The sequence below is a fragment of the Actinacidiphila sp. bgisy160 genome (assembly GCF_965342435.1).
Lineage (GTDB): Bacteria > Actinomycetota > Actinomycetes > Streptomycetales > Streptomycetaceae > Actinacidiphila.
In genome coordinates this window covers 42,259-54,786 of the sequence record NZ_CBDRCM010000035.1, presented here as the reverse complement: position 1 = coordinate 54,786, position 12,528 = coordinate 42,259, and the positions used below count along the sequence as shown (strand labels likewise).

Annotated in this window: 10 protein-coding genes; 4 read left to right on the top strand and 6 right to left on the bottom strand. The window is 69.8% G+C overall.

The window, feature by feature from the left end; all coding sequences use genetic code 11:
- Positions 1-70: 70 nt before the first annotated feature.
- Complete coding sequence (locus ACRWNP_RS24870; protein ID WP_431964950.1) at positions 71-991, top strand: pyridoxal-phosphate dependent enzyme; 921 nt, start codon at positions 71-73, stop codon at positions 989-991.
- Positions 981-1,934 (top strand): fatty acid desaturase family protein, encoded by a 954-nt coding sequence (locus ACRWNP_RS24865; protein WP_431964949.1) that lies wholly within the window; start codon positions 981-983, stop codon positions 1,932-1,934. The genes ACRWNP_RS24870 and ACRWNP_RS24865 overlap by 11 nt, the downstream gene beginning before the upstream one ends.
- A gap of 534 nt (positions 1,935-2,468) precedes the next feature.
- Here the strand turns inward: ACRWNP_RS24865 and ACRWNP_RS24860 are convergent.
- From ACRWNP_RS24860 to ACRWNP_RS24850, 3 genes are all read right to left on the bottom strand, one after another.
- Complete coding sequence (locus ACRWNP_RS24860) at positions 2,469-3,707, bottom strand: acyl-CoA dehydrogenase family protein (RefSeq protein WP_431964947.1); 1,239 nt, start codon at positions 3,705-3,707, stop codon at positions 2,469-2,471.
- Positions 3,708-4,115: 408 nt separating this feature from the next.
- On the bottom strand, positions 4,116-5,216 hold the full coding sequence (locus tag ACRWNP_RS24855; protein WP_431964945.1) for a Gfo/Idh/MocA family protein: 1,101 nt from the start codon (positions 5,214-5,216) through the stop codon (positions 4,116-4,118).
- Between the two features lie 54 nt (positions 5,217-5,270).
- Positions 5,271-5,882, bottom strand: a complete 612-nt coding sequence (locus ACRWNP_RS24850) for a nuclear transport factor 2 family protein (protein WP_431964943.1) — start codon at positions 5,880-5,882, stop codon at positions 5,271-5,273.
- A 586-nt stretch (positions 5,883-6,468) separates the two neighbouring features.
- Between ACRWNP_RS24850 and ACRWNP_RS24845 the strand changes: the two genes are divergently transcribed.
- A complete protein-coding gene (locus ACRWNP_RS24845) occupies positions 6,469-7,098 on the top strand; it encodes a cysteine hydrolase family protein (protein ID WP_431964941.1) in 630 nt (209 codons plus the stop codon).
- Positions 7,099-7,344: 246 nt separating this feature from the next.
- Here the strand turns inward: ACRWNP_RS24845 and ACRWNP_RS24840 are convergent, their stop codons facing one another.
- The 3 genes from ACRWNP_RS24840 to ACRWNP_RS24830 all read right to left on the bottom strand — a co-directional run bounded on the left by ACRWNP_RS24840 (position 7,345) and on the right by ACRWNP_RS24830 (position 11,429).
- A complete protein-coding gene (locus tag ACRWNP_RS24840) occupies positions 7,345-7,731 on the bottom strand; it encodes a winged helix-turn-helix transcriptional regulator (protein ID WP_431964939.1) in 387 nt (128 codons plus the stop codon).
- A 264-nt stretch (positions 7,732-7,995) separates the two neighbouring features.
- The gene (locus ACRWNP_RS24835) at positions 7,996-10,320 is read right to left on the bottom strand and encodes an LLM class flavin-dependent oxidoreductase (RefSeq protein WP_431964938.1); all 2,325 of its coding nucleotides are present in this window, start codon (positions 10,318-10,320) and stop codon (positions 7,996-7,998) included.
- 224 nt (positions 10,321-10,544) lie between these two features.
- Positions 10,545-11,429, bottom strand: coding sequence for a helix-turn-helix transcriptional regulator (locus ACRWNP_RS24830; protein WP_431964936.1), 885 nt, complete (start codon positions 11,427-11,429; stop codon positions 10,545-10,547).
- Between the two features lie 132 nt (positions 11,430-11,561).
- Between ACRWNP_RS24830 and ACRWNP_RS24825 the strand changes: the two genes are divergently transcribed.
- Positions 11,562-12,485, top strand: a complete 924-nt coding sequence (locus tag ACRWNP_RS24825; RefSeq protein WP_431964934.1) for an SDR family NAD(P)-dependent oxidoreductase — start codon at positions 11,562-11,564, stop codon at positions 12,483-12,485.
- Positions 12,486-12,528 lie beyond the last annotated feature (43 nt).

The window sequence follows — 12,528 nt, the reverse complement described above, 5'->3', positions numbered from 1 at the left end:
TGTACGCCGGTGCCGCACCACCGTGCCGGGCACCGGCCGCACGTCCCTCCACCACCCCGAAGGAACCGCCATGCCCACCCCCGCACCACCGTCCGCCGAAGCGCCCTCCGACGCCTTCGGCACCCCGCTCATCGACGTCTCCGCCCTGGTGCCCGGCGCCCGGGTCCTGGTCAAGGACGAGACGCGCTACGCCTCGGGCAGTCACAAGGAGCCCGCCGCCCGCGCCGTCGTGGCCCGGGCCGTCGCCGACGGCCACCGGCATGTCACCATCGCCACCTGCGGCAACTACGGGCGGGCCATGGCCACGGCCTGTCAGGCCGCCGGTGTGGAGTGCACGGTCGTCCTCCCCAGCGGCTGGAGCGACGGCGGCGAGGCCATGCGCGCCGCCGGAGCGCGCGTCCACCTCGTCGACGGGGCGTACGAGGACGCCGTGGACGAGTCCCGCCGGCTCGCCGCCACCGGTGACTGCGTCGACGGCAACGTGGACGGCCCCTACGCCGAGGCGGTGTTCGAGGGGCACGGCGTGGTCGTGTCCGCGCTGCGGGCCGCACTGCCCGCAGCCCCCGCGGTGGTCTGGCTGCCGGTCGGCAACGGTACGACCGTCATCGCGGTGCGACGCCGGCTGGAACTGTACGGCTGGGACACGGTGATCAACGGTGTCGGCTCGGCGGGCAACAACCCGATGGTGACCTGCTGGCCGGGCCCGTACCGGACGCTGCCGCCGCAGTCCGTCACCACCACCGACCACAACCAGCCGCTCGTCAACTGGCACGCGCTGCAGGGCGACGAGGCCATGACGGCGATCGCGGCCACCGGGGGCACCGTCCTCGGCGCCGACGACCGCGAGCTGTGCGACGCCAGGGATGCGCTGGCGGAGCACGGCGCGTTCCCCACCGCCGCCGGGGCCGTCGCCATGGCGGGGCTGCTCCGCACGGCCCGCTCCGAGGGCCTGGTGCCCGGTACCCACGTGGTGGTGCTCAGTGGCCGTTGAGCGGCTCCTCACCGAGCGCGACAGCGCTCCGCCCGCGGGCCCGGCCGTCCTGTTCACCCGGCTCAAGGTGACCTCCGCCGACGAGCGGGTCTTCCTGGGCAAGCTCGCCGTCCTTGCCGTCCTCACCTGCGCCGGCGCCGTGCTGGCCCTGCAGACGAACCTGTGGGCGGCGGGCGCCGGGATCGTCCTGCTGGCCGCCATGTTCACCCACGCCGTGGAGCTGCAGCACCAGTGCCTGCACCACTCCGCCTTCCGGCGCGCCTTCCCCCACCGCCTGGTCGGCGTGCCCCTGGGGATGCCGCTCCTCGTGGTCTACAGCCACTACCGGGTGCGCCATCTGCAGCACCACCGCTACCTGGGCACCCCGCAGGACACCGAGTTCTTCGGTTTCGACACGCGTGGGCCGCTGACCTTCCGGGCACTGCTGCGCGGCCTGCTGGACTACCCGCGCCTGGGCACCGTCGTCGCTGAGATCGTGCGCGCGGCCACGGGGCGCTGGACGTACGCGTTCGGGCACATCGCGCCGGCGATGCGGCGGCGGATCGTGACCGAACATCTCCTGCTGGGCGCCGCCGTGGCGAGCCTGGCCGTCCTGGCGGCCCTCGGCCACGGCGAGTACGTGCTGCGGCTGTGGGTGCTTCCCCTGCTGCTCGCCGTCCCCATGCACTTCCTCGTGGAGCTGCCGGAACACCTGCTGTGCGACACGGAGACGACAGATGTGCTGCGCAACACCCGCTCCATCCGGGGCAGTTGGCTGACCACTTGGTTCACCAACGGCAACAACCTGCACATCGAGCACCATGCCGCGATGACGGTGCCGATCAACCGCCTCGGCGAGCGGCACGCGGAGGCGAGGTCCTTCGCCGCGCACGTCGAGCGCAGCTACGCGGACTTCTACCGGATCCTCTGGCAGGCGCTCAGGAGTAGGCCGGCGGCGCCGTAGCGGGCGCAGCACCACGCACCGGCCGTACCCCGCGGCGACGGCCGGCTCGCCGGAGCCGCGGGGCGGCCCTGGAGACGGAAAAGGGGTTCGGGTGGCCGGCCGTGCACCGCCTCGACGCCGCCCGGCTCTACCGCAAGGCCCTGGCGTCGGCCGACGCCGGTGCCGCCCTGCGTGCGGCCGCCGAGGAGGGCGTACCGCTGCGGGCCGTCGCCGAGGTCTCGGCCGCCGCCTCGGCGTTCCGGTGGTCTCCCTCGGCGCAGAAGAGACGGCCGCCCACTGGACATCACCCCGTCTACGAGGCGTACTCCCCGCCCCTCGGGGACCGGAGCGCGAGGCTGACCGCCGTCTTTGCCGGTACCGCTCAGGCACCCGACTTCCGCGATGTGCGCGGCAAGCCGGCCGTCGTAAAGGACGACAACCTTGTATCTGCGGCGGTGTGCGCTGGTTCGGACGGCCCCGCCTACAGGCGAGGCCGTCCCGCGTCTGAAATGGGGACGGCGCCCCACCGGGCGCAGACCCCATCCGCTTGTCGGGTCAGACCATGAGGCTCACTCGCTCGTTCACATCCAGCAGTGTTTTGCCGTAGACCTCCAGGCCGACGGCAGGGATCAGGCCCGCGTGGCGGGCTGCGGTGTTCGCATCACGCCAAATGCGCTGCAGGGTGTTCGTCTCGGCGAAGGCAGAGGCACCGTGCGCGTCCAGCAGGATGCCGATGGCCTCGAGGATCTGGCGGGCCGCGTAGCCCGCCCCGGCCCTGATGTGGGCGCGCGCGGCATAGTCCAGTGGACCGGCGGCGGCCGCCTGATCGACCTGCGAGGCCGCGCGGTGGGTAAGAAGCCTGGCCGTCTCGATCTTCAGCGCGGCCTCAGCCACCTGCATCTGGATCCCCACCGAGTCCGCCTGCCGGTTGTGAACGGTGAACGACAGCGGCTTGGACACCGCAGCACGTACCGCCACGTCCAGAGCCGCCCTGCCCAGCCCGAGCAAGGGACCGAGCAGGCACAGCAGCAGCATCGGGCCGAACGAAGCGCCGTACAGCTCCTCCTCGCGGGACGAGCGCGGGTAGACCCCCTCCGCCGCCGCCGTGACCGAAAGGATTCGGTGCGCGGGAACGAACACATCCTGCGCGACGAGGGTGTTGCTGGCGGTACCCCGCATCCCGGCGGTGTGCCAGGTGTCCTCGATGACAAGTTCCGAGGCGGGAATCAGCACCAGAGCCTGATCCGCGACCGCACCATCCTCGTCCTGCAGGAGTGCGCCGACTGCCGCCCAGGTTGCGTATGGCGCGCCAGAGTTGTATGACCAGCGGCCGCTGACCCGCCAGCCGCCCGCCACCCGCTTCCCGATGCCTGTCGGTGCAGCCACACCGGTCACCCGTGCATCAGGGTCGGCTCCGAACACCTCCTCCTGGGCCTCATCCGGAAACAGGCATGCCAGCCAGTTCGTCACGGAGATGATCATCCCGACCCAGGCCGCCGAGCCGTCGGCTTCGCCGAGCGCCTCCGAGACGTCGGTCAGGGTGCGCAGGTCCGCCTCCTGACCGCCGTACCGCTTCGGTGTCAGCAGCCGGAAGACGCCGGCGTCGGACAGCGCCTGGACGATCTCGGCTGGTACGACGCGGTCCCGGTCCCCGCGAGCGGCGTGCTTCCGCAGCAGCGGCTGCAACGCGGCGGCCGCTGCGACCGACTCGGACCTGGGACCGGCCTGGACCGGCCCGCCGGGTACGCCGTCGGACGTGGAGCTGTGCATATGTGTCTTCTCCGTCGTGGTCATTGAATGTGTTGCTCGAGAAGCGGCGCTGCTGGTGGAGACAGCAGGTGTGCCGCCCCACCGCGCCGGCGGGGCGGCACGAGATCCGCCGGCGCCCTGACCCGAAAGCCGGCCCAATCGGGTGAGACCGGATGGCCAAGCCGGCATTGCCGGCAACGCTGCCGACACCTTCTTCGTCCCCGCGGTGACGTCTGGTTGTCGCATGCCATGGCAGCCCGTGTCGAGCTGCTGCCAGAGTGCGTCAGCCCAGGCGAGAGCATGGGCGCGGCACGGGCGAACCCGACCCGAACGCCTGGCGCCCAGCCTCGTGGCGGCGAAAGCCGGCATCGATACTATTTCGAGCGTTCGTTAAAAATTTGCCACATGGTGGCCCCCCGCGGCCCGGGGAGGGACAGGTCTTCCCGCGCGACGTCAGCCGAGGTGCTGCGCGGTCTGCTGGCGGGACGAGTTCTTGATGGCGTCCATCAGTTGGTGGCGTGTGTGGGCATAGGTGAAGTCGGGGACTGTGTGCGTGCCTTCGCGCAGGTCTCGTCCCAGGTGGGTGTAGAGCGCGGCGACGTTCCTGGCGGGGCCGACGAGGCCGTCGGGGATACCCGCGGAGTACTCGGCGGGCACGTCGAGCTTGGACACGGTGGCGTCGTCGCCGAAGCCGGCTTCGAGGGTGAGGTCGGTGACCTGGACGTTGCCCCAGGGTGCGGTCAGGACGATGTCGCCGTCGGTGCCGTTGATCTCCCAGCGGAAGTTGTCTCCGCGGGAGGCGCCGCCGCGGTAGAAGACCGAGGCCGCGGCGCCGTTCTCGAGGGTGCCGATGACCGAGATCTGGTCGGGGGCGGTGACAGGGAACACGGTGTCGCCGTCGTCGGTGACGGTCACCTCCGTGCGGCCGTGTACGAGGTTGGCCGACAGGTGGTCGAATTCCCCGAGGGTGACATTGAGTGCGTCGATGGCGTGCAGGGCTGCGCCGGACAGGGGGGTGGCGCCCTGCGTCTCGTCGTACCAGTAGGTGTGGGCCCTGGTGGTCTGCCCGTTCCAGACCATGCCGGAGGCGACGAGGGAGGTGCCGATGACCCGGCCGATCCTGCCGTTCTGGATCAGGTGGCGCGCGTAGCGCAGTTCGGGGTGGTAGCGGCCCTGCAGGCCGATGGCGGTGCGCACCCCGGCGGCGTCGGCACGCCGGGTGAGCTCGGTGGCGTCAGCCAGGTTCAGGGCCAGCGGCCATTCGCTGTAGACGGACTTGCCGGCGTCGATCGCGGCCGTGATCAGCTCCCGGTGGTGGGGGACCTTGACCGCTACCACGACGATGTCGATCCCCGGGTGGGCCAGCAATGCGGCGTGGTTGTCGTAGGCCGCCTCGACGCCGAATTCCCGCACGGCCGCCTCGGCGGACTCGCGGCGGGAGGTGCTGACGGCGCGCAGTGTGAAGTCGGGGAGGGCCTTGAGGGCGGGGATGTGGCTGATGGAGGCCCAGCCGCCCGGGCTGCCGCCGATGATGCCGACACCGATGGTGCTCATGTTGTTACTCCTTGGGTGACGGGCCCTGTGCGGGCCGAGGGGTGGTGGCTGTTGTTACTTCTTCGGTGCGGCGGACGGCGTCCAGTTGGGAACGGTGTCCACCCGGAACCGGGACAGCACGGTGCTGGAGATGTACCAGTGGCCGTGGATCCGCTGATAGGTGTCGCGGTACTCGCCGTAGCCGTGGAAGCCGTTCTTGTAGCTGGAGCCGGAGGGGAAGCTCACGTAGTCCTCCATCGCCCAGATCGCGGTGGCGCGGTCTCCGTGCACCTGGATCTCGGGGAGGAAGCCCTGGTGGGCGGTGGGGGCGTTCCCCAGGAGCGCTGCCGTGTTCTCGGCGAGTTCCTTGCCGCTGCTGTACTTCACGCCCACGTCGATGGTGGGGTGGGCGGTGAAGAGAGCGGCCAGCTTGGACCACTGCTTGCTGTCGAGGTAGCGGAAGTAGCGCGCCTTCACCTGGCGGATGTCCTCGATGTCGGCGAGCCGCTGCACCGTGGCCGCGTTGTGCGCCGCGGCGGACTGCGCGGGGTGGTGCGCGGCGGACGCGGGCGGGGAGGCCCAGGCGGCCGCGCCCGCGCCGCCACCGGCCAGCAGTGCGGCCACGGCGGCGGCGCCGACCACACGTGAACGCCATGCGGAAGGCGTGCGGGATTCCTGCTTGCTCATGCTGTGTCCTTTCGGCGCCGCATCCGTGCGCGGGCGGCGTTCGTTGAGTCCCGGGCCTGTGAGTGACCGACTCGGCGCTCACCGAGGAAGCGCCGCTACCGGTCGGTCGCGACCCGGCCACGTCAGCCAGTGAACCCTATGTGGAACGATGCGTCAAAAAAATAGTCGAACTTTTCGCCTCAAACGTAGGGAATATTTGTAGCGATCGTTCGAGAGTGGGGGGCGAGTCACGCTTCCTCCTCGGTGTCGGTCGGTGCAAGCGTTCGCCCCTGCCCTTCAGGCACGGGTTGTGTGGCCTGACCCGCCTGGCGGCGCTCTCGGGGACACTGCCGGTCGAAGGCGGGCTCGGCGCCATCGTCGGTCCGGGCGACCTCGTGCTGGGGGCTGTTCCAGGACATCGTTGAGATACCGGGTGCAGGGTTTCGGTTCAGCTGCGGGTCGGCCTGTGCGACAGGGGAGGCCAGGATCGATTGAGCCAGTATGGTTCCGATGGGCCGCCCTGGGTGAGAGTCCCGGTCCGGCGGCGGGCGGGAAACAACCAGCGGGCATAGCCTCGAATGCAGGGGGATCGGCAGTAGGAGGCTCTGTGACCACGACGTCGTACGAACCGGGACGCATCGGCCTGCTCCTGATCGACACTGTCAACGAGCTGTTCTCGGAGAAGGGCAAGGGCTACCCCGAGTTCAAGGACGAGTTCGACAGGATCGGCACGTTCGAGAACCTTAAACGGCTCCTGGCGGGTGCCCGCGAGCAAGGGCTTCCGGTCTTCTTCGCGCCGATGTCCTACACAGAGGAGGACTACACATCCTGGAAGCACCTCTCCGGCATCCACCAGGAGATGTTCGACAACCGCATGTTCGAAGCGGGGAGCTGGGGAGCTGACTTCCACCCTGAGCTCTCACCCGGCGACGGCGACGTTGTCATCGCCCCGCACAAGAACATCGACGTCCTGGCCAACACAGACCTGGAAGTTCAACTGCGCCAGCACAATGTCGAGTACATCGCCATCGCCGGCATGGTCGGCACGATGTGCGTGGAGTCGACCGCCCGCAGTTGCATGGAACACGGCTACCACGTGACCACCTTCACCGACGCCACAGCAGCGGCCGGCGGACGGGCCGCGTACGACGCGATGGTGCTGCGCTACCCGGCGATCTCCCACGCCACCCTCACAGTCGACGAGTTTCTCGCCGCCACGAGCAGGGCGAAGGCCTGACACGATGGCGCCGTCACGGGACCGGCCGACCTCGCACGGCTCGATCAGCCGGGGCCCTTGGCATGGGCGGGTGCAGCAGGCGCTACAGTCCCGCCGAGACGTCAGACGGGCGGGCAATCCTGCGACGGCGGACCGCCGTGACGAGACCTGCCCCCAGGGTTGTGGCGCCCGTGGCCAGGCCGACCGGCAGCCAGGTACGACCCGGCTCCATGGAGACGGTGCGCGCGCGCCGCTACCGCCCTGCGGTCAGCCGGGGTGGTGGGCGGGCGGTTGCGCCGAGCCCACCGGCACGGAGCGGCGGGCCATCCACTGGACCAGGGGTTGGAGTGCGTTCAGCAGTGCTCGGCCGTCCGGGGTCAGTCTGTAGCGGATCTGCACGGGCGTGGTCGGCATTACCGTGCGCTCGATCAGCCCCTCGGCGGCCAACTCCTTCAGGCGCTGCGTCAGTAGGCGATCGGAGATACCACCGACCATCGTCCGGAACTCGCCGTGGCGCCGGGCCCCGTGTGCGGCGGCCGCCAGAATTCCTCCTGTCCAACGTCGCCCGACGAGCTCCAGCGCGCCCAGCAGATTCGGGCAGGTGCTGTCGTCGATGGTGCGTTCTGTGCACTGCGCGGATGGTGAAGCACGCATTCCGGAAACTCCCATGATTCAAGGTCGGTTGCCTGTTGACGGAGCCTGAGGGCCGGCCGGAGAGTCGGCACAGGTCCCGGTACCGGACGGCAGGGTCGGCACGTCGTCGCACGAGGGTTGCTGCATCTGAGTCTCGCTGTGGCACCCGCTCCGCTGCCGCCGTTGTGGACGCGGCCAGGGACGAGCGCCGTTTTCACATTCTCGGGAAGGACAACGGTGCCCGGTGCGGGCCCGGCGGGAGCCCGGCACGGAAGGTCTTGACGGTCAGCGCCGGGTGGGGGCCGCTTCGCCGGGGCGGGCGGCACCATGGGAGGGCGCCGCGGGCGGGATGGCGAAGTTGCGATTGAAGACGTTGTCCGGATCCCATGCGGCCTTCAGGGCGCGGAGCCTGGTGAGTGCGGGCTCGGGGAAGGCGTCCGCCAGACGGGCCGGGTCGGTGTCCGTCTCGAAGCTGAGGTACATGCCGTTGAGGTGCGGGTACAGCCGAGCCCAGTGGGCGTTCATGCGGGTGACATGACTGGAGGCGGTGGCGGCGATGACGGAGAAGTTCTGGGTGCGGTGCGCCCAGGCCATGGCGTCCTCCGGGATGTCGTGCACGGCGCCGCCCATCGAGCGGAACTGCATGACCATGACGTCGCCCGACTTCATCGCCTTCTCGATGATGGCGGCGGCCTCCGGGGTGATGTGGTCCAGCAGCCCGCTACGGGTGTTCGCCAGGCCCTGGCCGCGGTGCTGGTTCTCGGGCGGGGCGACGATCAGGTGGTACGGGACGAGCTGCGCCTGCTGGTGCAGGACCGGGCCGGCGCCCAGGAACGGGGTCAGGGCGTTCTGCGCGTCCTCGGTGTCGTCTCCGGCGTAGACCAGGGTGATCTGTGCGGTGACCGGCCCGCCGCGGCGGCCGGGGAACATCGATATGAAGCTGGTGATCTCCCGCGGGGCGGCTTCGACCAGCCGTCCCCACTTCAGGAGGAAGCCGGCCGTGTTGGTGGCGTCCACGACAAGCGTGGCGTGGGCGACGTTCTCGACCTCGTACGCCTGGAGCTCGAAGGCGGTGACGATGCCGAAGTTGCCGCCCGCGCCTCGGATCGCCCAGAACAGTTCCGAGTGGTGCTCGGCGTCGACGCGTAGCTTGCGGCCGTCGGCGACGACGATCTCGGCGGCGGTGAGGTGGTCGATGGTCAGGCCGTGTTTGCGGGCCAGGTACCCCAGCCCGCCGGCGGTGGCGAGGCCGCCGACACCGACGTCGCCGTAGTCGCCGGAGCTCATGGCCAGTCCGTGCGGTGCGAGCGCGCGGGCGACATGTCCCCAGCGTGCGCCGGGGCCGACGCGGATGCGGCCGGTGGCCCGGTCCAGGACCTCGACGGAGTTCATCTTCGACAGGTCGATGATGATGCCGCCGTCGTTCGTGGATCGGCCGCTGATGCCGTGGCCGCCGCTGCGCACAGAGAGTCCGACGTCCTGAGCGCGCGCGTAGGCGAGGGCGGCCACGACGTCGTCGGAGTTCTCGGCTCGGATGACCAGGGCGGGCGATCCGGGGTGGATGTAGCTGTGGCGGACGTCCTCGTAGGCCGGGTCACCCGGCTCGACGACCTTCTTCGCCAGGGATTCGGGGACCGCGTCGTAATCGATGGTGTCGCGCCGCTCGGCGAGGACGACTGCCGGGCGGTCGGGCACCGTGACCGTGCCGGTGGGGGTGGTCGCCCGCTCGCGGGCGACGGCCTCGCGCAGGGCGGGTGCCACCTCCTCGCCGAAGGTCCGGATCAGCCGGGGGTCGTCGCGGCCGATGAGGAACGCCGAGAAACCCTGCTCCAGGACCAGTGGAAGCAGTTCTTCGACCCACTGCTGCGGCGGACCCTGCAGGTGGCCGCGCCGGGTGGCGGTGAAGTCCACGCTGAAGAGGTTGAGCAGGCGCCGGATCTCCTTGGGGTCGCGGCCCTCCGCGTGGGCGGCATCGTCGATGATCTTGTTCGCCTCCGCCATCCCCGGCGCCCGGAGGTATTCCAGCGTTGGAAGCCAACCGTTGGCCTTGCGGCCTGTCAGGCTGAGCATGCGCGGTTTGTAGGCGCCGAGCCAGATGCCGATGTCATGGGCGGGGCGTGGTCCACGCTTCATCGACGGGATGGTGTAGTGCTCGCCATGGAAACGCAGGGAGCCGTTCTCGCCGCTCTGCCAGGCGCCGCGGAGGATGTCGAGTGCCTCATCGAGTGCCTCGACGCCCTGCCCAGGGCTCAGACGGGGTCCGCCCATGCCGTGAACGGCGTCGGGGAAGGCGCCCGCGCCGAGTCCGAGCTCGAACCGGCCCCCGGACAGGACGTCGATGCTCGCCGCCGTCCGGGCAAGCATCGACGGCGGCCGCAGGGGCAAATTCGTGACGTTCGCCGATACGTGGATGCGGCTGGTTCTGGCCGCCACCCAGGTCAGCAGCGTATAGGTGTCCAGGAAGTCCGTGTTGTACGGATGATCCTGGAACGTGGCAAGGTCCAGCTGGGCAGCCTCCGTGAGTTCCGCGAGCGCCACGGCTTGCGCCGAGTCCTGTGCGCTGGGGGTGATGAATGTGCCGAGCAAGAGCTCGTGGCCGTAGTCGGGCATGCACTTCCTCTGGGTGGGCTGTCAAACAGTTCATCTTCCAGATACATCGTATAGAAGACAACACATCTATGGAGCTGCACATTTCCGGGCATGGCGAAAGGTCGTCGCATGCCGCGTGTGCGGAGGGCAGGACACCTCACGCGCTGGTGTGGCTCAGGCCGTGGAGCGCCGCCTGCCGCACCGTTCGCGCATTTCGGTGCGGCCGATGATGTTGCCCCCGATTGTTACGAGGCGGTGTTGCCGGGGGCGGGCTGGTCGGCGGCCGGTGAACTGCCGGCACGGTCGGGGGCGTGCATGCTGGCGAGCAGGTGGAGGCGTTCCTCGGAGGCGCTGCCCGGCTGTGCGTGGTAGGTGATCAGCGTTTGCCCGGAGCTCGGTATGAGCAGCTTTTCGTAGCGCAGTTCCAGTGGGCCGGCCTGCGGGTGGCGGAACAAGGTGGTGCCGGTGGTCTTGTGTTTGACGTCCTGGCGGCCCCACAGGGTGCGGAAGCGTTCGCTGCTCAGGGTGAGCTCGCCGACGATCTCGACGAGTCGCGGGTCGTGGATGTCGGCGCCGACGATGGAGCGCAGGTAGGGCACGACCCGGGCGGTCATGTCTTCCCAGTCCTGGTAGAGCTCTCGCATCTCGGGTTCCAGGAACGCGGTGAGGATGCCGTTGTGGCCGGGGGCGTTGAATGGCGAGAGCGCGATGGCGAGGTCGTTGGCGGCGAGTATGTCCATGTACCTGCCGTGGACGTATGCCGGTGTGAGCGGCCAGGCGCCGATGAGGGTGCGAATGCCGTCGCTGACCTTCTCGGGCCTGCGGGGCCGTTTGCGCTGCGGGCTTTTCGGTGCGGCGATCTGCAGCAGGTAGGCCGTGGCCTCCTCGTCCAGCCGCAGTGCGCGGGCGATGCTGCGCAGGACCTGCTCGGAGGGATTCTTGTCGCGACCCTGTTCCAGGCGGTTGTAGTAGTCGGAACTGATTCCCGCGAGGAAGGCGACCTCCTCGCGTCGCAGCCCCGGGACGCGCCGGTTGCCCTGATCGGGAACGCCGGCCTCATCCGGTGAGATGAGCTCCCTGCGGGCGCGCAGGTAGCGGCCCAGTGCGTTGGCGTCTTCGGTGGCTGGCATGTTTCCAGCGTACGAAGGCATCCCGATTCCCTGGGTGGCCCTGCCAGTCCCAGTCTCAGCCCGTCCTGGTCCGCCTGGCGGCGTTCGGTGCAGCCTGGCGGGACAGTCCGCGAACCAGGAGGAATGCATCACATGTCCGAGCTCTTCAGCACCCCGTTCAATCGCGACAGCACCGCAACGGAGGTGATCGAGGGCGTCGACCTGTCCGGCAAGCGGGTGGTCGTCACGGGTGCCAACTCGGGCATCGGCGTCGAGACCGCCCGCGCTCTGGCGGCCGGCGGCGCCGAGGTCACGCTCGCCGTGCGCCGTCCCGAGGCCGGCGAGCAAGCCGCGGCGGACCTGCGCAAGGCCACCGGAAACGACGCGATCCACGTCGCCCGCCTGGATGTGTCCGATCTGGAATCGGTCCGTGCGTTCACCGCCGCCTGGCAGGGCCCGCTGCATGTCCTGATCAACAACGCCGGGATCATGATGCCGCCGGAGCTCGAGCGCGGCATCGCCGGCCACGAACAGCAGTTCGCCACCAACTACCTGGGGCACTTCGCCCTGACCCTGGGGCTGCACCGCGCGCTCGCCGACGCTGACGGTGCGCGCCTTGTCTCGGTGTCCTCCGGCGGCCACCTGTTCTCCCCGGTCGTCTTCGACGACATCGACTTCCGCTTCCGTCCGTACGACGCACTTGCGGCCTACGGTCAGTCCAAGACCGCGGAGGTTCTCCTGGCCGTCGAGGCGCAGCGCCGCTGGGCCGATGAGGGCATCACGGCCAACGCCCTGCACCCCGGTGCGATCGCGACCAACCTGCAGCGCCACACCGGCGGCCTGCGGACGCCGGAGCCTTACCGCAAGACGGTCGAGCAGGGCGCCGCGACCACCGTGTTCCTCGCGGCGTCGCCCCTGGTCGAGGGGATCGGCGGTCGCTACTTCGAGGATGTCAACCAGGCGCCGGTGGTGGACGCCCGTCCCACGCAGCTCGGCGTTCCCGGCGTGGCGCGCTACGCGATCGACCCGGCGAACGCCGAGCGTCTGTGGGAGTTCGCCAGCGACATCGTCCGCTGAGCGCGGAAGTCCAGCCCCGTCTCTCATCCGCTCCGACGAAAGA